The sequence below is a fragment of the Rhodospirillaceae bacterium genome, assembly GCA_040219235.1.
Lineage (GTDB): Bacteria > Pseudomonadota > Alphaproteobacteria > Rhodospirillales > Rhodospirillaceae > WLXB01.
In genome coordinates this window covers 678,386-700,357 of record JAVJSV010000012.1, presented here as the reverse complement: position 1 = coordinate 700,357, position 21,972 = coordinate 678,386, and the positions used below count along the sequence as shown (strand labels likewise).

Annotated in this window: 16 protein-coding genes; 10 read left to right on the top strand and 6 right to left on the bottom strand. The window is 55.8% G+C overall.

The window, feature by feature from the left end; genetic code table 11:
• The first annotated feature begins 50 nt into the window (after nt 1–50).
• Nucleotides 51–1,343 carry an adenosylhomocysteinase gene (gene ahcY, locus RIC29_13460; GenBank protein ID MEQ8735927.1) on the top strand — a complete coding sequence of 431 codons (1,293 nt, stop codon included), beginning with the start codon at nt 51–53 and terminating at the stop codon, nt 1,341–1,343.
• A gap of 57 nt (nt 1,344–1,400) precedes the next feature.
• On the opposite strand, the gene RIC29_13455 is transcribed toward ahcY, so the two are convergent.
• Nucleotides 1,401–2,084: a TIGR02466 family protein gene (locus tag RIC29_13455; GenBank protein MEQ8735926.1), complete on the bottom strand. Its 684-nt coding sequence runs from the start codon at nt 2,082–2,084 to the stop codon at nt 1,401–1,403.
• A 9-nt stretch (nt 2,085–2,093) separates the two neighbouring features.
• Nucleotides 2,094–2,747, bottom strand: a complete 654-nt coding sequence (locus tag RIC29_13450) for a TIGR02466 family protein (GenBank protein ID MEQ8735925.1) — start codon at nt 2,745–2,747, stop codon at nt 2,094–2,096.
• Nucleotides 2,748–2,911: 164 nt separating this feature from the next.
• On the opposite strand from RIC29_13450, the gene RIC29_13445 reads away from it, so the two are divergent.
• From RIC29_13445 to RIC29_13405, 9 genes are all read left to right on the top strand, one after another.
• On the top strand, nt 2,912–5,353 hold the full coding sequence (locus RIC29_13445; protein ID MEQ8735924.1) for a PAS-domain containing protein: 2,442 nt from the start codon (nt 2,912–2,914) through the stop codon (nt 5,351–5,353).
• Nucleotides 5,354–5,437: 84 nt separating this feature from the next.
• On the top strand, nt 5,438–5,911 hold the full coding sequence (gene tsaE, locus RIC29_13440; GenBank protein MEQ8735923.1) for a tRNA (adenosine(37)-N6)-threonylcarbamoyltransferase complex ATPase subunit type 1 TsaE: 474 nt from the start codon (nt 5,438–5,440) through the stop codon (nt 5,909–5,911).
• Nucleotides 5,908–6,906 (top strand): phosphotransferase, encoded by a 999-nt coding sequence (locus RIC29_13435; protein MEQ8735922.1) that lies wholly within the window; start codon nt 5,908–5,910, stop codon nt 6,904–6,906. The genes tsaE and RIC29_13435 overlap by 4 nt, the downstream gene beginning before the upstream one ends.
• A 10-nt stretch (nt 6,907–6,916) precedes the next feature.
• Nucleotides 6,917–7,651, top strand: a complete 735-nt coding sequence (locus RIC29_13430) for a nucleotidyltransferase family protein (protein MEQ8735921.1) — start codon at nt 6,917–6,919, stop codon at nt 7,649–7,651.
• The gene (addB, locus tag RIC29_13425) at nt 7,648–10,656 is read left to right on the top strand and encodes a double-strand break repair protein AddB (protein MEQ8735920.1); all 3,009 of its coding nucleotides are present in this window, start codon (nt 7,648–7,650) and stop codon (nt 10,654–10,656) included. Before RIC29_13430 ends, addB begins: the two co-directional genes overlap by 4 nt.
• Nucleotides 10,653–14,156: a double-strand break repair helicase AddA gene (addA, locus tag RIC29_13420; protein MEQ8735919.1), complete on the top strand. Its 3,504-nt coding sequence runs from the start codon at nt 10,653–10,655 to the stop codon at nt 14,154–14,156. Before addB ends, addA begins: the two co-directional genes overlap by 4 nt.
• A gap of 69 nt (nt 14,157–14,225) precedes the next feature.
• The gene (locus tag RIC29_13415) at nt 14,226–15,311 is read left to right on the top strand and encodes an aromatic ring-hydroxylating dioxygenase subunit alpha (protein MEQ8735918.1); all 1,086 of its coding nucleotides are present in this window, start codon (nt 14,226–14,228) and stop codon (nt 15,309–15,311) included.
• Between the two features lie 164 nt (nt 15,312–15,475).
• Entirely contained in the window at nt 15,476–15,790 is a 315-nt protein-coding gene (gene trxA / locus RIC29_13410; protein MEQ8735917.1) for a thioredoxin TrxA, read from the top strand.
• Nucleotides 15,791–15,909: 119 nt separating this feature from the next.
• Entirely contained in the window at nt 15,910–17,451 is a 1,542-nt protein-coding gene (locus tag RIC29_13405; GenBank protein ID MEQ8735916.1) for a class I SAM-dependent methyltransferase, read from the top strand.
• Here the strand turns inward: RIC29_13405 and RIC29_13400 are convergent.
• Genes RIC29_13400 through trpB form a run of 4 tightly spaced genes read right to left on the bottom strand, consistent with a single transcriptional unit; the run spans nt 17,448 to nt 21,863 of the window.
• A complete protein-coding gene (locus RIC29_13400; GenBank protein ID MEQ8735915.1) occupies nt 17,448–18,746 on the bottom strand; it encodes a folylpolyglutamate synthase/dihydrofolate synthase family protein in 1,299 nt (432 codons plus the stop codon). The genes RIC29_13405 and RIC29_13400 overlap by 4 nt on opposite strands.
• Before the next feature lie 8 nt (nt 18,747–18,754).
• The gene (accD, locus tag RIC29_13395) at nt 18,755–19,762 is read right to left on the bottom strand and encodes an acetyl-CoA carboxylase, carboxyltransferase subunit beta (GenBank protein MEQ8735914.1); all 1,008 of its coding nucleotides are present in this window, start codon (nt 19,760–19,762) and stop codon (nt 18,755–18,757) included.
• On the bottom strand, nt 19,759–20,640 hold the full coding sequence (gene trpA / locus RIC29_13390; GenBank protein MEQ8735913.1) for a tryptophan synthase subunit alpha: 882 nt from the start codon (nt 20,638–20,640) through the stop codon (nt 19,759–19,761). The genes accD and trpA overlap by 4 nt, the downstream gene beginning before the upstream one ends.
• Complete coding sequence (gene trpB, locus RIC29_13385) at nt 20,637–21,863, bottom strand: tryptophan synthase subunit beta (GenBank protein ID MEQ8735912.1); 1,227 nt, start codon at nt 21,861–21,863, stop codon at nt 20,637–20,639. Before trpB ends, trpA begins: the two co-directional genes overlap by 4 nt.
• Between the last annotated feature and the right edge of the window lie 109 nt (nt 21,864–21,972).

Below are 21,972 nucleotides of genomic sequence, written 5' to 3'. Positions count from 1 at the left end.
CGCCATTTTGACTTCATCCCCTCACATTCTGAACGCCTTTAGGAGCCCCCATGAGTTTTACAGATTACAAAGTTGCTGACATTTCTCTGGCTGAGTGGGGCCGCCACGAAACCGAAATGGCCGAAACCGAAATGCCTGGCCTGATGGCCACTCGTGAAGAGTATGGCAGCAGCAAACCCCTCGCAGGCGCACGCATTGCAGGTTGCCTGCACATGACCATCCAAACCGCGGTGCTGATTGAAACATTGACCGCATTGGGTGCCGAAGTGCGCTGGAGCTCCTGCAATATCTTTTCAACCCAAGATCACGCGGCCGCGGCCATCGCAGCAGCAGAAATTCCTGTGTTTGCCTGGAAAGGTATGACCGACGAAGAATTCTGGTGGGCGATTGAGCAGACCATTGAAGGCCCTGATGGCTGGCGTCCGAACATGATTTTGGATGACGGCGGCGATCTGACCCAGATCATGCACGAAAAGTATCCCGAGTTGTTAAATGACGTGCGCGGCATTTCCGAAGAAACCACAACAGGCGTACACCGCCTTTATGAAATGGCCAAAGCCGGTACCCTGAAAGTGCCGTGTATTAACGTCAACGACAGTGTCACCAAATCTAAGTTTGATAACGTTTACGGCTGCCGCGAAAGCCTGGTCGACGGCGTGCGGCGCGCCACCGACGTGATGATGGCTGGTAAAGTGGCCGTGGTGAATGGCTATGGCGACGTTGGCAAGGGTTCCGCAGATTCCATGCGCAACGCCGGCTGTCGTGTGATGGTGACAGAAGTTGATCCCATCTGTGCGCTGCAAGCCGCCATGGAAGGGTTCGAGGTCACCACCATGGAAGATGCGGCCCCAGTGGGCGACATCTTCGTGACGACCACTGGCAACGTGGATGTGATTACCCTTGAGCACATGCGGGAAATGAAGCACCGCGCCATCGTCTGCAACATCGGTCACTTTGATACCGAAATTGAGGTCGATGCCCTTAAGAACTACAAATGGCACAACGTAAAACCGCAGGTTGACGAAATTGAGTTCCCTGACGGCAAGCGCATTATTCTTCTGGCCGAAGGCCGTTTGGTGAACCTGGGCTGCGCAACCGGCCATCCCAGTTTTGTGATGAGCGCCTCCTTCACCAACCAGGTGCTGGCTCAAATCGAGTTGTGGAAAAATGCCGATAACTACGAAAAGCAAGTGTACGTGTTGCCGAAGCACCTGGACGAAAAAGTGGCCGCCCTTCACCTAGAAAAAATTGGTGCAAAACTGACGAAACTGACACCAAAACAGGCTGCGTACATCGGAGTGGATGCCCAAGGCCCATTTAAGCCAGAGGCTTATCGTTACTAGGCAGGGCCGTTACTAGGCATGACTACCGCGCACCCGAAACGCCTTAAGGGTGCGGCCTTAAACTGTTGGTCGCAACCGAACATTAAACGCAATTGAGATGCGCTCTTGTTCACCCCAATAGGGGTGAACAAGGTGCTTCAACCAGCTTGGAAACATGATGATCTGCCCAGACGCGGGAATAATCAATTTCTGCTGAGAAAAGGGTAACCCCGGCAGGGCGACCATCTCAGCACCCGCTCTGGGATCAAAAAATTCGATCGCACCAGATTTAGGATGCCGCTCGGTTGGGGGATCCCCCACCTCGACATAATACACACCAGACCAAACACAGGCGGGGTGGGTGTGAATGTTGTTATAGTTTCCAGTACGATTAAGATTAGCCCAAGCGTTGAGTTCCAAGTTTCCCTTATATGGTCGGCCACCAGACATTGCTGTGGTCAAATCTTGAAAGCCTTCAACAATCCACCGCTGCAACTGCGCGATCGCTGGACCACCCCAACTGAGCAAATCTTCATCGGAATGCCAGCCGCCCTCGTTACTTTTTTGAACTGTGCGAGAGGATTCGGCGCGCTCCAACACTATTTTCTTTAACTCAGAATTGACCCCAGCGGTGTCGGGCAACCGCCGTTTCAAAATCGGCGTTGTCCACCACACAAATGTACCGTCAGACAACTTGAAATCCGTCGCCTGCATACCGTTTTCTCGTAAAGCCTTATTCTCGATCATATTATTGCTGACCATGTCTGTCGCTTACATCAAATCCAAGAGGGCAATGTTGAAGGCAATAGAAATGCGCTCGCCCTTACCGTGGCACGGCGACAGGCCGTGTGGCAGCCATGAGGGAAACAAAAACATCTCGCCGTTTGATGGTTGGAGGCTACGCTCTTGTCCAAATAAGTTAAAAGCATCTGGGCACATCCCAGCACCACATCTGGGATCCTGAAAGTAAATTTGGCCTTGGCTCTTTAAGGACGGGCGCTTTAAGCCCGGGCCCTTTAAATTGTCTTCAGGTTCGTGGACATCAACGTAGTACATGCCTGACCAGCCACTGTTTGGATGTCTGTGAACGGCTTTGAAATCGCCAGCGTGATTTACATTGGCCCAACTGGATATGCGAATGCTGCCGCTATAATCCTGCCCTCTGCTCGTGCCCTGTGTCGCTTTCTTAAAAGCCTCAATGATCCATCCCTGAAAGGTTTGAACCGCCGGCGAAGGCCATTTCAGAAAATCATCAGAAGAACGCCAGCCTTCATGGCTATTCGCGTGAAGCGTGGGCTGACTTGCCTTGCGCTCAAGAATTAAGACCTTGAGCTCGGCATTAATTGCGGTTGCATTTGGCCACGTGAACGTAAATACGGGAGTTCCCCAAATAAAATCTATATCGTCCTGGTGTTTGAGTTTCATGGTTAAGACTGAATGTTTAATCCGGGTTTTGTAGAATCGATCTATACCATATAACACTGTGAGACAATTTGCTGCGATCTTACTTGGCTAAGGCTATCAATCCTGCGGGGGGCTCATTCTGAACTGGTTATGCGAATTGACGGTCATCAGAGCCCTGTAGTGTTATGACACTCTCACCCCTTTGGTTGGCTATTGCAGGCGCAACCCTCTTAATCCTCCTGCCCGCTCTTGCTGTGCTCTACTGGCAGCACAGAGGCTGGCGCCGTGCGGAACAAGACCGCGAGACTTCTGACCGGCGCGGGGCCTCTATGACTGCGGCGCTGGATGCCTCACCTGACGGATATTTTGGCTGGTTTGGTCAAGACAGTGACACAGGCCAATGCTCACGTCGCCTGGCCGTATTACTGGACTTGTATCGGGGTTTAGACTCAAGTTTTGAGGACGTCTTAAGCGGATTTGAAAAGGATGCAGCAGATCTTTTGAGTCTCTCGGTTGAAACCCTGCGACACAATGGGCGCGGTTTTACGATTGAGTTAGATCATGTTGCGACTGGACGGCGCATCGAAGCACGCGGCGTACGGGCCGCGACTCAAAGCGAAAACAGTGAGTCTGGGCTAGCTGGCTCTATATCCGTTGATATGGTCTGGATGAGCGACGTTACAGAAGGCGTCGCCGCCGTTGAGACCTTAACGCACGAAAATGCGTATTTGGTCGAGACCAACCAACGCCTGAAAAGTACCTTAGATGGATTGACCTCACCCGTTTGGTTGCGAGACGACGATTTGTCTCTGGTCTATTGCAACGCGGCTTATATCAAAGCCGTAGACGCGCGCAATATCTCAGACGTAACAAGCCGCGGCAGAGAACTGGCCCCCCGTGCCTCGGTGCGAGAAGTCCGGGCGCTTGCCGCCGCCGCGCGCGCCTCTGGTGTCACGCGGTCGGCCCCTTTTCATATGGTCATTGATGGCAGCCGCAGGCTGATGGAAGTCACCGAGAACCCGGTGTCTTTGAACCAACTGGCTGATGCTGGTGACGGAGAAGACAAATCTGACGTCTCCACCACCACCCCAACACTCTTTGGCGATGGCAGCGGCTTGATGACGGCAGGTGTGGCCTATGATGTCACCCGGCAGGAGGAGTTGGAAACACGCCTGGGCCGCGAAACAGCCGCCCATGCAGAAGTTTTGGAACGCCTGGGGACAGCCATCGCTGTTTTCGGTGCCGATCAAAGACTAGCCTTTCACAACACAGCCTTTACCCAACTCTGGGGTCTCGACTCGCACTGGCTGCGCGACGGGCCTTCTTATGGTGCCGTGTTGGAAGCGTTACGGGATCAACGGCGCTTGCCGGAAGTGGCTGATTTTCCGGCCTTTAAAGAAAAAGAGTTGGACCGGTTTCATTCCCTGATCGACCCGTTGGAAGACGTCATGCACCTGCCCGACGGCATGACGCTGCGCCGGGTGGTCGCCCCTCACCCCATGGGCGGACTGCTGACCACCTATGAAGACGTTACCGACACTTTGGCCATGGAGCGCTCCTACAACACGCTGATCGCCGTGCAGCGGGAGACCATCGACAACTTAAATGAGGCCATTGCCGTTTTTACGACCGATGGCCAACTGCAACTGGCCAATCCAGCATTTCTATCGTTGTGGAATCTCCCCAAGCACATCGTCGAAGAACAAACGTCCGTGGCGGACGTCATGGAAATGATGGCAACCACCTTTGCCGATGCAGAAAATTTAACGGGCTATCAGAGCCTCGTGTTGGGGGCCCTCTCACCAGACTCCGAACGTCTCACGCGCCAAGCCAAGTTTGAATGCCGCGATGGCGTCGTTGTGGAAGTGGTGGCCGCACCCTTGCCCGACGGCGGAGTTCTGTTTTCCTATGATGATATTTCTGATCCAGCGCGCGTGGAGCATGCCTTGCGCACGCGGGCGCGAACTTTAACCGACAACGAAAAACTGCGCAGCGCCTTCATCGCGGATGCCATGGACGAATTGCGCACCCCATTGAAAATGTTGGCGGCACACTCCGAAATCAAACACTCGGAAAACAAAACGCCGAAAAACAACCTGGAAACCGGAACCGTATATGACACGGCATATAACACCGCCACGAGCTTGTTGCGCCTGATCGACGACATCAGCGTTCTGTCTTCGCTCGACACCGATAAAGATACGCTGACTTTAGACAGCTTCGATTTTATTGAGGCGTTGAATTCTGTTGTGAGCCTCACCCGCGAGAACTTTAAGACTAAAAATTTCAATATAGAAACAGACGTTTCAAACACCATTGAGTGGATCGTGGGCGATTCCAAACGCATTCGACAGATGCTATATCATTTAATCAGTGGCGCTGTTGATGGAACAAGGCCTGGCAGCACCGTCACCCTGACGGTCCAGAAAGCCTCGCAGAGTGACGACCGCTCTGGATTGATGATGATCGCCACCGGACCCAGCTTCAACGGTCACGGCGACAACTTCCACTGGACTGGGATTACACTCATCAAGCATGTGTCTGACCTGCATGGTGGAACGTGCGACCCAGAAATCCTAGAAGATGGGACACGTCAGGTCATTTGCCGGCTGCCAGGCAACACCTAAAATATTTAGAGAGATGGATGCGTTGCAGCATCACACGGCGATAGGTACAACTGAGGTTTAAGAACTCAAAACTAACGGTAGTTTGTGACATCTCTTTCTCTCACCTCTGAAACTGAAACGCTTGCGCTGGGCGCTGCCCTTGCAAAACACGCTACCAGTGGTGATGTCATCACCCTGTCTGGGACGCTAGGCGCTGGTAAAACGGTTCTGGCGCGAGGGTTTATTACTGAACGCCTGGGGAAAACCACGGATATCGCCAGTCCGACGTTTACCCTGGTGCATGTCTACGACACCGTTACACCAGAAATCTGGCATTTCGATTGGTACCGCCTGAAACACCCCGATGAGGTGCAGGAACTTGGCGTGGAGGATGCGTTTGCATCGGGTCTCAGTTTAATCGAATGGCCTGAAAAAGCCGCAGCCTGGTTGCCACGAGACCGCTTGGACATCACGCTAACGATCGATCCAAAGACCGCGCACCGAGTGGCCACACTGAAAGCTGATCCAATCTGGTCAGATCGGTTGAAAAATCTTGATGAGGTATCAGACGTATCATGACGTGGGATCGCACCCAAGCCGCAGATGATTTTCTAGCCGCCAATGGCTGGGCCGGTGCAACACGTAAACCGCTGGCAGGAGATGCCTCATTCCGCCGTTACGAGCGCATCATCAAGGACGGTGAAGCTGACACCGTGTTGATGGATGCGCCGCCACCGCAGGAAGATGTGCGCCCATTCGTGGCAATTGGCCAGCACCTCGTTAAACTTGGATTCTCCGCTCCGGACATTCTGGCCGAAGATACACAGCAAGGGTTTCTGCTGCTGGAAGACCTTGGCGACAACACCTACACGAGACTCCTGACGAACGATCACGACGAAACCGAACTCTATGAACTGGCAACGGACGTTCTGATTCACTTGAACAGGTTTGCGGTGTCCGAGGTTACACCCCCTGGGGTGATCCCCTACGGGAAAGCACGGTTGTTGGAAGAAGTAGACCGCCTGAACACGTGGTACCTTCCGCTGGTCAACGCACCCGAGCTTTCGACTGAGGTTCGGCAAACTTACATGGATATTTGGACGGCCCTGTTGCCGCAAGCTTGGCGCGCGCCTGAATCTTTGGTCCTTTTCGATTATCATGTCGATAATTTGCTGCTGTTGCCAAACAGACCCGGAGTAAAAGCCTGCGGGCTGCTTGATTTTCAAGATGCGGTCATTGGCCCGGTGACGTACGATTTGATGTCGCTGCTGGAAGACGCCCGCCGCGACATCGACCCAGGTTTGGTTGCTGACATGAAAGCGCGTTATTGCGCGACTTTCCCCGAGATGACCCAAGACGACTTCGAGACCTCTTGGGCGGTGATGGCGGCGCAACGTCATCTGCGTGTGATTGGCACCTTCGCGCGCCTCAAACTGCGAGATGGCAAACCCCATTATCTGGAACACATGCCGCGCCTCTGGCGATACATGGACAGATGCCTGCAACACCCCGTACTTGCGCCTCTCAAACAGTGGCTGGACACCCATGTGCCATCTCCGCTGCGTGTTTTGTAGCCAAATGAGCATGCCCATCAACACGGCAATGATTTTGGCCGCTGGCCTGGGCACACGCATGCGGCCCTTAACAGATAACTTGCCCAAACCCATGGTAAAGGTCGGCGGCAAGGCCCTGATTGATTGGGTGCTTGATGACTTGACCAAGGCTGGCGTGGCCAACGCGGTGGTTAATGTTCACTACAAAGCAGACCTGTTGCGCAGCCATGTTCAGCAACGCACGCGACCAACCATCAGCATATCTGACGAAACTCAAATTTTGCTTGAAACAGGCGGCGGCGTTGCCGCAGCGTTGCCGCTGATTAACGATGATGTCTTTCTTGTGACCAACAGCGACGCACTCTGGAGTAAAGGACTAGCGCCAGCGCTGGAGACTCTCAGAACCGCGTGGTCGCAGATGACAGAGGCAGCTGAAATTGACGCCCTGTTGTTGCTGGCTCAAATGAACCGCGCCTTCGGATTTGACGGTGCGGGGGACTTTTTTGTCGACGCAGACAACGTCCCCTCGCGTCGTGGTGACAACGCGTCTGCGCCAACGGTTTATGCGGGCACGCAACTTGTGCATCGTCGGATTTTCGAAAGATGCCCCGCAGGGGCCTTCTCTTTCAACGCGCTTTGGAACAAAGCTTTTGAAGCGAACCGGTTAAGAGCGATCGTTCACGACGATAACTGGTATCATGTCGGCACGCCCGAAGCCGTTGACCCCACTGCACAGGCCCTTGTGAACACGGGTAACGCACCGTGAGTGATTTAAAACCAGGTTGGTTATCAAGCGCCGCTCAAGGCGGTCAGCACGTGTGGAGTATTCAAGCCACATCTGGTTTCGTTGACAGCCTTGCCGAGGGCCTGCTGGCAGAAACCGGGGATGACCCCTTAGCCTTGGCCGAGATCACCGTTTTGGTTCCCACACGCCGGGCAGGCCGGTCTTTGCGCGAAGCCTTCTTGCGCCGGGCGGAGGGCAAACCGCTGCTGTTGCCCCGCCTGATGCCGTTGCAAGACATTGATGAAGACGAAGCTTTGCTGTCGGGGTTTGGCGGGAGCGAGTCAGGACCGCTGGACATCGCGCCGCCCATCGCGCCCGTGTCCCGGCAAATTCTACTCACACGGTTGATCCTGGCTCAGGCGAAAGCTGAGGATCAGCCGCAAACACCCGATCAAGCGGCGCGCCTGGCCGAGGAGCTGGGACGTCTGCTGGATCAGGTGCAGACGGAACGTCTCAGCTTTGAGAAACTTTCAACTTTGGTGCCGGATTCGCTGGCGGAACACTGGCAGGTCACGCTGACATTTCTGCAACTGATCACCCAGCATTGGCCTGACATTCTGGCTGAACGTGGCACCGTTGATCCGGCAGAGCACCGCAATCAAGTGTTTGCAGCACAGGCGGCAGCTTGGGCGTCCTCGCCACCGCGCGGCCTGATCGTCGCGGCTGGATCAACAGGAACCGTACCCGCCACACGCGATTTGTTATCCATAATCGCAACCCTGCCGAATGGCTGCCTTATCCTGCCTGGACTGGATCAGCTCCTTGAGAAAGACGCCTGGGATGCTCTTGAAGAAACGCATCCGCAATACACTCTGAAATCATTGCTTGCGCATTTCAACATCCAGCGGAGCGACGTTGCCGTCTGGCCCGATGAAACAAGAACTGCCAAAGAAGATCAGCGCGAGCGCTTGATCAGTGAAGTCATGCGTCCCCCGGAAACCAGTGAGCAATGGCGCACGTTGACAGGTCTCACAGCTGACGCGGCAGATGGTTTGCAACGCATTGAAGCCCCAACACCGCGCGAAGAAGCGGCGGCCATTGCACTGATCCTGCGCTGGGTGGCGGAAGATGAAACCCGCACCGGCGCGCTGGTGACGCCAGATCGCGCATTGGCGCGGCGGGTGTCGACCGAACTGGAACGCTGGGGGCCAAATCTTGCTGTCGATGACTCGGCGGGACAACCGCTGGCCGAAACGCCACCCGGTGTGTTTCTCCGTTTGACTGCTGCGATGATTGCGGAGCGCTGTGCACCGATCCCGTTTTTATCTGCCCTGAAGCATCCCCTAGCCGCCGGTGGATTGGCGCCAGCGCCATTCCGCGATCTGGTCCGGGACATTGAACTGTGCGTGCTGCGGGGTCCACGCCCGCCCGAAGGGTTCGCCGGTCTGCGGGCCGCCTTGCTGACCAAACATAACATTCCGCCCGAACTGGAGTCTTGGCTGCGTGCGGTTCAAGACGGCGCTTCAGCATTTGAAGCCGTTCTTCACGGAGAGCCGGCCTCTTTGCGGACGTTGCTTCGTGCCCATGTGGAGTGGGCAGAAACCCTGGCCGCCAGCGATGAGATTGCAGGGCCGTTGCGCCTCTGGGCCGGACCGGCGGGCGAAGTTCTGGCGGGCTTTATTGCCGAACTGGACGAAGCCGCGCCTGACCTTGGCGAGATTGATCCCGCGTCCTATCCGAGTCTGCTGGAAGCTCTGATGGTGGGGCAGGTTGTCAGACCGCCCTATGGCACCCATCCACGCCTGAGCATTCTGGGGCCGCTAGAAGCGCGACTGCTGCGCCCAGATGTCATTATTCTCGCTGGCCTGAATGAAGGCACCTGGCCCGGAGACGCGGACTCCGATCCATGGATGAGCCGTCCTATGCGCAAAGCGTTTGGACTGCCTCAACCGGAACGGAGGATCGGCCAGGCGGCGCATGACGTCGCGCAAGCGTTGGCGGCCAAAGACGTTATTATGACGCGGTCGTTAAAAGTCGATGGCACACCGACCGTTGCCTCGCGCTGGTGGCGGCGGTTTGATCAAGTGTTAGATGCGGCTGGGATTAAAGATCCAAGCAACACAGGCCGCTTTGCCTGGCTGCCCTGGGCCGCCACCCTGACCCGTCCGGCTGTGATCAAAGCCTGTGCTGCTCCGGCGCCGGCCCCGCCCTTAGAAGCGCGTCCACGCCGTCTGCGCGTAACGGAAATTGAGACCTGGATGCGCGACCCATATGAAATTTACGCCCGCCATATCTTGAAACTGCGCGCCTTAGACCCCATCGACGCGGATGCTGGTCGTGCGGATTACGGCACCATCGTGCATGACATACTCCAAAAATTTATTGAAGCGTATCCAACTCACATCCCCGCCGACATTCGCGCTGCCCTCGCTGCACTGGCAGACCGGACCTTTGGGGCTCAAGGACTTGCCCCCGCCTTGCTGGCGTTCTGGCGACCCAGGTTTGAACGCATCGCCGATTGGTTTGCCGTTCAAGAAGCCGCGCGACGCCCCCTCATTAAAACCGCACATGCGGAAGTAAAGGGCTCCTTCATCGTGCAAGGTCCCGCCGGGCCCTTTGAAATCGTGGCGCGGGCAGATCGTATTGACGAACTGGTTGATGGCACATTGGCGATCATCGACTATAAAACCGGCTCTGTGTCCTCAGCCAAAGAAGTGGCGGCAGGCTACGCACCTCAACTGCCTTTGGAGGCCGTGATTGCCGCGACCGGCGGGTTTAAAGGTATTCCGGAACGCAGCACTTCAGAACTCTCCTACTGGCGGCTGAGCGGTCGGGACTCAGGCGGAGAAGTCCGCTCCGCCGGCGACGATGCAGAGGCATTGCGCGCTGCAGCTTTAGAGGGACTGCAAAATCTCATTGCCGCGTTTGATGACAAGACCACGGCCTATGCCGCGCGTCCGCATCCAGCCATGGCACCGCGCTATGGCGACACCCAGCATCTTGCCCGGGTCAAAGAATGGGCCGCAGCGGAAGGGAGCGAAGGATGAACGACCTCTCCCCGGTTGCCATCGCCACACGTCAGCAGGGCCGCGCCGCCGATCCAAAATCCTCAGTGTGGGTATCGGCTTCGGCTGGAACAGGTAAAACCAAGGTCCTCACCGACCGCGTGCTCGCACTGATGCTGTCAGGCACCTCCCCCCATCGTATTTTGTGTCTGACCTTCACCAAAGCGGCGGCAGCAGAGATGTCGAACCGCATTGCCGAAACATTGAGCGCCTGGGTCATCGCACCCGAGGAAAAACTGCGCCCCGATGTTGAGCGCCTGCTCGCCCGCACGGCCGAGGAGACAGACCTCACAACAGCCCGGCGGTTGTTTGCCCGCGTGCTTGAAACACCCGGCGGGATGAAGATTGAAACCATTCACGCCTTTTGTCAGTCGGTGCTGCGAAGGTTTCCCCTGGAAGCCGGCCTGGCCCCGCACTTTGACCTGCTGACCGATCAGGACGCCACAGACCTGTTAGACGCCGCACAGGAGACTGTCATCACGCGGGCGCACCGGGGCAGCGATGAACAACTCGCGCGGGCGTTGTCGGTCATTGTCCGGCGCGTCCACGAACAGATGTTTCCTGATCTGATGCGGGCTGTGTCCTTTTCGCGCGCAAAGATTGCGCAGGTTATTGCGCTGCATGGTGATTTAGTGACCGCCGCATCAGCACTGCGCAAGACGTTAGATTTATCCCAAGACGACACCCCAGAGTCTATTCGCCGTGCTGCCTGTGAGGACCAAGCCTTTGAAGCCGATGCGCTGCGGGCGACCGTTTTAGTCCTCTCCGGCGGAACGAAAACCGACCAAGAACGTGCCGCAACGCTGGCAGACTGGCTTTCAAAAAGCGCGGAAGATCGTGTTGAAACCCTTGCAGACTACGGGCTCGCGTTTTTGACCGTCGCAGGAACGATACGGGCAAAGCTGGCAACCAAGAAAATTGAGGAGGCCAACCCAGACAGTGTGACGGCGTTATATGACGAAGCCGAGCGATTGCTTCAGCTGTTCGATAAGCTTCGGTCCGCAGACGTGGCCGAAGCGACAGAGGCTTTGCTGACGCTCGGCGAGGCTTTTCTGTTTGAGTATCAAAAACGCAAAGCTGCGTTTGCCCGTCTCGATTACGACGATCTTATTCAAAACACACGCGCCTTGCTGGAACGCCCCGGCGTGGCCGCTTGGGTGTTGTTCAAGCTTGATGGCGGATTGGATCACCTTTTGATTGATGAAGCGCAAGACACCAGCCCGGATCAATGGGCTGTTGTGCAATCGCTGACGGAAGAATTTTTTGCGGGCGAAGGCCGACATGAAAAGTCTCCTGAAACCGTACGCACCGTTTTTGCGGTGGGCGACCGCAAACAGTCGATCTACAGCTTTCAGGGCGCTGACCCGGATGGGTTTGACCGCATGCGCGTCTTTTTTACAGAGCGCACAAAGGCAGCAAACCTAGAGTGGGCAGATGTTGATCTGGGCGTGTCCTTCCGCTCGACCACAGCCGTCCTGCGTGCGGTAGATGCCGTGTTTGCGCAAGACAGCGCACGGGACGGCGTCCGCCTACCTGAAGACACGCTCACTCACTTGGCGGCGCGGCAAGGCCACGCGGGCCTGGTTGAGCTTTGGCCCCCCGTGGACCCGGATGTGGCCGATGATCCTGCGCCGTGGAAGCCGCCAATAGAACGGCTTAAAGGCGAGTCTGCGCAGGCCCGGCTGGCCCGCATCATGGCGCAACGGATTGCAGCCATGATTAATAATAAAGAGGAATTGCCCTCACAAGGACGACCGATTCATGCCGGTGACGTGCTGGTGCTGGTGCGCCGCCGCACCGGGTTTGTTGAGGATCTGGTCCGGGCCTTAAAGGACTTATCCATCCCTGTCGCGGGGGTCGATCGTATGATCCTGATTGAGCAAATGGCAGTCATGGACCTGGTCGCTTTGGGACGCTTTTTACTGCTGCCGCAAGATGATCTGACTCTGGCCAGCGTTTTAAAAAGCCCGCTCATCGGCCTGGATGAAGACCAGTTGTTCGCGCTGGCACACAACAGGGGAGACCCCTCTTTGTGGGAGGCGCTCAGCATACATGCCGGTGCGGATTCTGTTTTTGGTATAGCCCATCGCACGCTGTTTGAGATTTTAGCGCAGACGGATTTTCTGGGGCCGTTTGCGTTGTTTGCTCATGTGCTGACGGCCCATGACGGACGCAGAAAATTGCTCAGCCGCCTCGGGATGGATGCCGATGATCCCATTGATGAGTTTCTGGCCCAGGCTTTGGAATACGAACGACGCCATGCGCCAAGCCTTGAAGGATTTTTGCACTGGCTCGAACACGGGCGACTGGAAGTGAAACGGGATCTGGAACAGGCCAATCGAGACGCGGTGCGCATTATGACGGTTCACGGGGCCAAAGGGTTGCAGGCTCCGATTGTGTTTATGCCCGATACCTTGCAGACCCCAACCCAAGGTGACCCTCTGCTTTGGACAACAGACGCCGCAGGTAAACCGCTGATGTTGTGGGCTCCCAGCGCAGCCTCAAGAGACAGCCTGACCAGTGCCGCCAAAGCTGAAGCAGATGCCAGCCGAGATCGTGAATACCGGCGCCTGTTGTACGTGGCGATGACCCGGGCCGAGGACCGCTTGTATGTCTGCGGGTGGAACACCAGCCGCAGCGCCTCCAGCGCCTGTTGGTACGCGTTGATCGAAAGTGCGCTGAAGCCGATTGCTGAGGAGATTGCAGATCCGGTTCTTGCACAGACAGGACTAGGATCGGTTAAGGCTTCGGACACTGGCGGCGTCACGGTGTTGCGCTTGTCAGACCCGCAGACGGCAGAGCCTAACAACCAAGGCGCCCCCGCGGACACGAGCCCTGAAATTCCCGAGATTCCAGAATTTGCCGAAGAGCCAGCCCGCCGGGAACCGGCCCCCCCGCAACCCTTGGCCCCCTCAAGACCCACGCATGATGAACCAACGGTTACGCCGCCGCTTGCACAAAATGCGACGCAACGCTTCCAACGTGGTCTGTTGATTCACCGCCTGCTGCAAAGCTTACCAGACCTACCAGCAGATCGGCGCCGGGCGGCCAGCCAAACATTTCTATCGCGCCCAGTATGGTCGTTAGAGTCTGACACCGTAGAAGCCATCACAAACGAAACCTTAGCGGTTATAAACCATCCAGATTTCGCAGCGGTGTTTGGCACAGGCTCTAAAGCAGAAGTTCCAGTGACTGGTTTGTTAAACGGCCATGTCCTCTCCGGTCAAGTCGACCGCTTGGTGGTTTCTGAGCGGGAGATCATCATTGTGGACTACAAAACCAACCGCCCGCCGCCGCAAACAACGGAAGGCGTTGACCCGGCGTATCGTTTTCAAATGGCCGCCTACCGCGCAGCCCTGTCTGAGATTTATCCGAGCAAAACCATACGCTGCGTCTTGCTGTGGACAGACGGCCCATTCATCACTGAACTCCCCGAAGCTATGTTAGACGCGGCCTGGAGCGCCGAATCTGACAATGACTAGACCTGTGACGAGACCTGCGTGTCCATTGATCAGGCTTGATTTTCCGCTCGTAATGGCCACGATCCTGCCATGACACATTCGCCTGAAGAGTTAAAAGCTGCTGCACCTGATACAGCAACACCAGATGACGCCTATCTGAAAGGCTTTTGGTATGTGGCCTGCGCCAGCCGCGACCTCAAAACCGCCAAGACCCTTCATCGCATTATACTGGGTCAACCGGTTCTGATTGGCCGGGATAAAGCGGGCGTGGCCTTTGCCCTTCAAGACACGTGCCCACATCGGGGCACATTATTGTCCCGAGGGGCGTTCGACGGCACCGAAGTGGAATGCCCTTATCATGGTTGGCGGTTTGGAACGAATGGCCAATGCACTGCCATTCCCTCGCAGCAGGACGGCCAACGCCCACAGGCGCGTGATGTGCGAACACAGAGTTACCCCGTGGCGGAGCAAAACAGCATCATCTGGATTTACATTGGGACTAAAGGATCAGCGGCAAACCTGTCAGACATTCCTACTGTTCCGGATATTGGGCACCGCTTCCAATTGCATCTGCGCAAAACGTTCGACTGCAACAGCGACCTCGCCATCACCGGATTGATGGACCCCGCGCATGGTGCGTTCGTGCATGCGTCGTCGCTCTGGCGTGGACATCGCGATGTGCGCGACAAGGAAAAGACCTTTTCACCCACCCCGCTGGGCTGGCGCATGGACCGTCACACGGCCTCTGGCAATGCCCGCGCGTATCGATTGTTTTTAGGCGGCGCACCGGAAACCGAAATTACCTACACCCTGCCGGGTGTGCGCATCGAGCACGCCACCACCGGCACGGTGACCTATTGTGGGCTCACGGCCTGCACGCCGATAGACGCACACACCACGGATGTGCACCACTTCATGTATTGGGACGTGCCCGGTGGCGGGGCTCTGCGGGGCTTGGTGCGGTGGGTCGCGAACCGGTTTTTAGGCCAAGATGCAAATGCCGTGAAAGACATGCGCGATGGCCAGGCTTTTAAGCCCACAACCATGCTGGTGGAAGACGCAGACAGGCAAATTCGCTGGTATTATCGTCTAAAACGGGAATGGCAGCTGGCACAGGCGGAAAACCGGCCTTTTCAGAACCCCATTCAGCCGACAACACTGCGCTGGCGTAGCTAAACGGCCCGTTGTGGACGTTATCAACAGGCGTCACAGAGTGGCTTGCGCCAGCCTTCATGGTGCTGTGTGATCCGGACTGCTTGACCGAAACTGTCAGCGTTCCTAGATTGAGACATCAAAGGGCCTATTGAGGCTTCAGACTTCAACCAAAAGGACGAGTTTCCATGAAACATGTATCTGATGATTCCTTCGAGTCCGACGTGCTTAAAGCCGATGGACCAGTGCTGGTCGATTTCTGGGCTGAGTGGTGCGGCCCGTGCAAACAGATTGGCCCCATTCTTGACGAAATGGACAAGGAGATGGGTGAGAAAGTCACCATCGCCAAAGTAAACATCGACGATAATCCAGACACACCCACCAAGTATGGCGTGCGTGGCATCCCCACTTTGATCCTGTTCAAAGATGGAGAAGTGGCCGCAACCAAAGTCGGTGCCCTGCCAAAGAGTAAACTGGTGGAGTGGGTTGAGTCTTCCATCTAATCAAGGGCGAAGACGGCATCAAAATTCTAAGCCCTGCCGCGTACACCGTGGCAGGGCTTTTGATTCCAGAAGACAGGCAGGCTAAAACAGAGCTCTGAACTGCAGATCATGGGGATTTTATGAGCGACGGGTACGTCACAGATACAGCCTACGTGGCCGAGTATTACCCAGACCATGCGCCAGCGCACATGAACCTGACCTGTGCCTTCAATGGCTTCAGGCCGCGCCCCTTGGATGAGCCCTTTACCTGGTGCGACTACGGCTGTGGCAACGGTGTCACGGCAAATGTGCTGGCGGCCTGTTATCCGCACGCGCAGTTTTATGGCGTGGATTTCCTGAACACCCACATCAGAACAGCAGAAACTCTGTCCTTAAGGGGCGGCCTGCAAAACACATCTTTTCTCTGTAAGAGTTTTACCCAACTCGAAGAAAAAGACCTTCCGCCCCTGGATTTTGCGGTGATGCATGGCGTGTTGTCGTGGGTCGATGAAGCCACACGAAGCGCGCTGCTTGAGGATGCTGTGAAACGGTTGAAGCCGGGCGGCATTCTGTTAACGGGCTACAACGCTATGCCGGGGTGGGCCACCAAGCTGCCCATGCGCGACATGATTTACTCACTGACGCCCGATGACATGAATTCCATGGACCGGGCAGAGGCCGGCTTGAAGTGGTTGGTAAAGCTGAAGAACGCCAACACTAAGTATTTTCGAGATCACCCGGCGTTAGCCGAAGCGGTTGAACAACTTGAGAAGCTGGATCTGCGCTACATGGCGCACGAGTACTTTAATACCAATCTGCGGGCGTTTCATTTTGCCGAAGTCCGGCAGACCATGGAAAAAGCGGGTCTGAAGTTTGCCGGTTGCGCGACTCTGTTCCTGAACATGGTTGACCTGTCGGTTCCGCCTGACCTGTACGAAGATTTTCGCAATATCACCAGCCGCCCGGAATTGGAAGCCAAGCGGGATTTCATCCGCAACGAAACCTTTCGCCGCGATGTGTGGGTCAAAGGCGAGCCGATCAAAACCGAAGACGAGTGGCTAAAGATTAACGAAGACCTGATTTTCGGCTCGCTTGTGACCGCAGAGGAGATGGACAAAGAAGTCGCCTTTGGAGACGTGCAAATCTCTTACGCGGGAGAGCCGTTCGACAGCCTGATAGATGTGATCACTAATGGCGCCAAGAGCATCGCATCGCTCGAACACATTCCAGGATTAGACACAATATCAGCGGCCACACGCGTGGATGCCGCGCGCCTGTTGTCTGCCGGTGGAGAAATTATTGCTTTTGCGCAGGAAACAGATGCTGTGGCGTTTGAAGGCAAACCAAAAATTCAGATCGGAACCGCCTTTAACCGCGGTTTGGTTAAACAATTTGGCATGGTGCTACCGCGACTCCCCCTCGCCGCGCCAGCCGCCGGGACTGCTATTGACCTGAGTAACATTGATGCCATGTTGCTCCTGGCCATTTGTGAAAAAGGCTGGGACGGTGCGGTGAAGATGGTGGCAAAAGTGATCGGCAGTGATGATGGCGAAGTGATTCTGGGCGGACGATCCTTGTCACGCCCCGAAGTACAGGCGCACCTGAATCATCGCATTGAGCATATTCACAGGAAGCAACTGGCAAAACTGTTAGAGGTTGGCGTCGTCGCGCTTGCTGATTAACGGTGGACTTTAAGAATCTCACCCGCCAGATAGAGTGAGCCGCAAATCAGGATACGACCGCGCTGACCGGTTAAATGCGGTTGTAAATGCACTAGAGCCGACATCACATCATCTGCCTGAATGATCCGAGCAATGCCAGCGCTGTCAGCCGCATCAGCTAAATCTTGTGATGACGCACAGTTCTCATGCCCTGGTATCGAGATTGTTGCCAGCGCCTCAACCTGCGACGACCATGGCGCGAAAAATCCGCGTGCGTCCTTGGTGGCCATCATGCCGCAAATGACAACCGTGGGCACGGGATCAGCGGCCAGCCAGTCTGACAGAACTTTTCCCGCCGGTGGATTATGACCGCCATCCAGCCAGACATCCCAGCCCTTGGGTGCGCGGGCCACCACCGGGCCGTCTTTCAGGCGTTGTAAGCGGGCGGGCCATTCCACTTGACGCATGCCGGCGCGCAGCCCAAATGGCGGGATGGCAAAGGGCAAGCGGTTGAGAGTCGCCAAGGCCACCCCGAGATTGCCAATTTGATGCGGCCCAGGCAGAGCCGGACTTGGCATTGACCAATGCGTATCGCCATCGTTGAATTGGACGGTCCCAAAAAGATCTTCCTCGACGGTCCAGTCTTGCCCCTGCCACGCCACGTCCACGCCGCGTTGCTGGGCCGTGTCAGAAATGACCTGGGCGGCTTCAGGACTTTGACTGGCGCTGATGCAAGGTGCGCCAAATTTCATGATGGCTGCTTTTTCAGACGCGATAGCACCCAGGGTATTGCCAAGATAACTCATATGATCCATGCCGATGGAAGTGAGCACTGTTGCAGCCGGATTGGGCACAACATTGGTGGCGTCGAGACGTCCCCCCAACCCCGTTTCCAGCAACAACACATCAGCGGGAATTTGAGCAAACGCTTGATATGCGATTGCCGTAATCATTTCGAAAAACGTAATGGGCGCATCGCCATTCACCGATTCCACGTAGGCAATCAATTCAATCAACAACGTGGAGTCGATCAGATCACCACTCAGCCGGATGCGCTCTGTAAACGAAACCAGATGCGGCGACGTATAGACATGGACTTTGTACCCAGACGCTTCAAGAACGGCCCGCATCAACGCAACGACAGAGCCCTTACCGTTGGTTCCGGCAACATGCACTACCGGTGGCAGCTTGAGATGGGGCGAGCCGAGGTCAGTCAGTAAGCGTTCAATACGATCAAGAGAGAGATCAATAACGACAGGATGAAAAGACTTGATGCGATCAAGCGCTGCAATCAATTCAGGAGGGTCAACGCGCATTGAGGGTGTCAGGATTTCTTTGACTGATCTTCGTCTACAGCATCAAACAACTCGGCATCGGGCACGGAAGGATCAGGAGGAAGTTTGGTTTGCTTCGGGTCTTGCGGCGTTTTGCCTTTGCGCTTGCTGCGATCCTCTTTATCCATCAGCAACAACGGGGCGGCAGGATCTTTGTGCTGCAACAAGCTGAGCAACTGAGCGAGGGTGCGCTGCAAGTCAGCGCGATGCACCACCATATCAACCATGCCGTGCTCAAGCAGATATTCAGCGCGCTGAAAGCCTTCCGGCAACGTTTCGCGAATGGTTTGCTCGATCACGCGCGCGCCAGCGAAGCCAATAATAGCCCCTGGCTCAGCCACCTGAATGTCGCCCAGCATCGCAAATGACGCCGTCACCCCACCTGTGGTCGGGTCGGTGAGCAATACGACATAAGGCAGACCTTTTTCACGGACGCGGTCAACCGCAACAGTCGTGCGCGCCATCTGCATCAGGGACAGAATCCCCTCCTGCATACGTGCGCCACCAGATGACGGAATGACGATCAACGGCGCTTCTTGCAGCACAGCCAGTTCAGCCGCCGCAACAATCCCCTCACCGACGGCCGTTCCCATAGAGCCACCCAGAAAGCCAAATTCAAAGGCAGCTATGACGACGTTCACACCACCCATGGTGCCATGAGCCACAACGATGGCATCCTTGGCGCCCGTTTTGCTTTGTGCATCTTTAAGACGATCGCTGTACTTCTTGCGGTCTTTAAACTTGAGTGGATCAACCGGAACAGAGGGCAGTTCTATTTCTGTCCATTTCTTATCATCAAATAAAAGCTCTAAACGCTGCTTCACGGCCAAGCGCAGGTGATGATCGCAATGAGGACAAACGCGGTGATTGTTTTCGAGTTCGCGGTGAAACACCATCTCGCTGCAGCCAGGGCATTTGAGCCATAAATTGTCTGGGGCTTCACGCGGTTGGACCAAGCGCTTGATGCGTGGCCGGACAAAATTGGTTAACCAATTCATGTGGGCGCTCCTTGAGCCGCCACCGGAATAGCCTCACCCCCACGGGCAGACCGAACACCAACTGCCAAATCTTTGACCGCATCCAGCACGCGAGTGGAAAGCCCAACCTCAGGCTTACCGTGATCATCCAGCCCCTCTGCAATGATATCAACAATGGCGGACCCCACCACTACGGCGTCGGCAAATTCAGCCACTTCAGCCGCCTGCGCGGCCGTGCGAATACCAAAGCCGACACCAAGCGGAAGATCGGTTTGTTTGCGCATGGCTGCGATCCGTTGACCGACTTCGGCCATGTCTGCTGACTTGGTACCCGTCACACCTTTGACTGCAACGTAGTAAACGAAACCGCTGGCGTGATCGAGGACGCGTGGCAAACGCGTTTCATCGGTTGTTGGGGCAGCCAAAAAAATCATATGCAGGTTATTGGCTCTGAGGTGCTGGTTCAGCTCCTCGGCCTCTTCCGGTGGCAAATCAACGATGATGACACCATCAACTCCGGCATTAGCCGCCGCGCGCGAAAACTCTTCCGGACCATACCGATAAATAGGATTGTAATAGCCCATCAAAATAACCGGCGTATCCATTTCCCAGTCACGCATGTCTTTCACGGCATCGAGAACGTCATCAATGGTCACGCCCGCTTTTAGGGCACGCTGAGAAGACAGCTGGATGGAAGGGCCGTCCGCCATCGGATCAGAAAAGGGCATACCCAATTCAATGATATCAGCGCCAGCCGTGGGCAAGCCCTCAAGCACCTCGCGAAAGAAACTTGGATTGGGATCATTGGCTGTGATGAAGGTCACAAAAGCAGATCTGTTTTGTTCTTTGAGTTTTGCAAAGCGCCGGGTCAACCGACTTTCTGTCACGGATGCACTCATGATGCGCCATCCAGTTCCGTGCCAAGCGCGTCGGCCACGGTGAAGACGTCTTTATCGCCACGACCACACATGTTCATGACGATCAAATGGTCTTCAGGCAGTTCTGGGGCGATTTTCTGAACATAAGACAGCGCATGCGCTGGCTCCAGTGCCGGAATGATCCCTTCCAACTTTGAACAGAGCTGAAACGCGGCAAGCGCTTCTTTGTCAGTGGCAGAGACATAATCCACGCGGCCTTGCATATGGAGCCACGCGTGCTCGGGGCCAATGCCGGGATAATCCAATCCCGCAGAAATGGAGTGCGCGTCTTTGATCTGGCCACCATCTTCCTGCAGCAGGAAGGTGCGGTTGCCGTGGAGCACGCCCGGATTGCCGCCCGAGATCGAGGCGGCGTGCTCGCCCGTCTCCAGACCTTTGCCAGCGGCTTCAACACCAATCATGCGGACATCCGCGTCGTCCAAGAAGGGGTGGAATAAGCCAATAGCATTTGAGCCGCCGCCGATACACGCCACCAAGGTGTCTGGCAGGCGGCCTTCAGCGGCTTGCATTTGATCTCTGAGTTCTTCCCCAATCACGGATTGGAAATCGCGCACCATTGTCGGGTAAGGGTGTGGCCCCGCCGCTGTGCCAATCAGATAGTACGTGTCATCAACATTGGCGACCCAATCCCTAAGTGCTTCGTTCATCGCTTCTTTGAGGGTCGCAGAGCCCTTGTCGACGGTTCGAACATCGGCCCCTAGCAAATTCATGCGAAAGACGTTGGGCTTTTGGCGCTCGATATCTTTGGCACCCATGTAGACAACGCAGTCCAAACCAAAGCGTGCGCACACCGTCGCTGTTGCCACACCGTGCTGACCGGCCCCGGTTTCGGCGATGATCCGGGTTTTGCCCATACGTTTGGCCAGCAGGATTTGGCCCAGGCAATTGTTGATTTTGTGCGAGCCCGTGTGATTGAGCTCGTCGCGCTTAAAGTAAACTTTGGCACCGCCATAATGCGCGGTCAGGCGTTCCGCAAAATAGAGCGGGCTTGGACGTCCGGCGTAGTGGGTGCGAAATGAGTCTAATTCAGCGGCAAAGGTTGGGTCTGAAGCCGCTGCGGCGTAAGCGCGCTCGACCTCAAGAATCAGTGGCATCAGCGTTTCAGCGACATAGCGCCCGCCAAAAAGGCCAAAATGCCCAACCTCATCTGGGCCTTTGCGATACGTGTTCCGGGCTTCCGCCATATGATGCGTTAATCCTGCTATGTGAATGACCTAAGACTTATAGGTCTTTAGATTGGCCGGACTTATAACGCAGCCCACCCGGATGAGCAAAAAAAACTAACCCAAAACA

Excerpts from the sequence above, each read along its gene's own strand:
- RIC29_13415 (MEQ8735918.1), top strand. The coding sequence starts at position 14,226 with ATGACACATTCGCCTGAAGAGTTAAAAGCTGCTGCACCTGATACAGCA.
- trxA (MEQ8735917.1), top strand. The coding sequence starts at position 15,476 with ATGAAACATGTATCTGATGATTCCTTCGAGTCCGACGTGCTTAAAGCC.
- addA (MEQ8735919.1), top strand. The coding sequence starts at position 10,653 with ATGAACGACCTCTCCCCGGTTGCCATCGCCACACGTCAGCAGGGCCGC.
- trpA (MEQ8735913.1), bottom strand. The coding sequence starts at position 20,640 with ATGAGTGCATCCGTGACAGAAAGTCGGTTGACCCGGCGCTTTGCAAAA.
- RIC29_13435 (MEQ8735922.1), top strand. The coding sequence starts at position 5,908 with ATGACGTGGGATCGCACCCAAGCCGCAGATGATTTTCTAGCCGCCAAT.
- accD (MEQ8735914.1), bottom strand. The coding sequence starts at position 19,762 with ATGAATTGGTTAACCAATTTTGTCCGGCCACGCATCAAGCGCTTGGTC.
- RIC29_13430 (MEQ8735921.1), top strand. The coding sequence starts at position 6,917 with ATGCCCATCAACACGGCAATGATTTTGGCCGCTGGCCTGGGCACACGC.
- RIC29_13455 (MEQ8735926.1), bottom strand. The coding sequence starts at position 2,084 with ATGGTCAGCAATAATATGATCGAGAATAAGGCTTTACGAGAAAACGGT.
- trpB (MEQ8735912.1), bottom strand. The coding sequence starts at position 21,863 with ATGGCGGAAGCCCGGAACACGTATCGCAAAGGCCCAGATGAGGTTGGG.
- RIC29_13445 (MEQ8735924.1), top strand. The coding sequence starts at position 2,912 with ATGACACTCTCACCCCTTTGGTTGGCTATTGCAGGCGCAACCCTCTTA.
- ahcY (MEQ8735927.1), top strand. The coding sequence starts at position 51 with ATGAGTTTTACAGATTACAAAGTTGCTGACATTTCTCTGGCTGAGTGG.
- RIC29_13400 (MEQ8735915.1), bottom strand. The coding sequence starts at position 18,746 with ATGCGCGTTGACCCTCCTGAATTGATTGCAGCGCTTGATCGCATCAAG.
- RIC29_13450 (MEQ8735925.1), bottom strand. The coding sequence starts at position 2,747 with ATGAAACTCAAACACCAGGACGATATAGATTTTATTTGGGGAACTCCC.
- RIC29_13405 (MEQ8735916.1), top strand. The coding sequence starts at position 15,910 with ATGAGCGACGGGTACGTCACAGATACAGCCTACGTGGCCGAGTATTAC.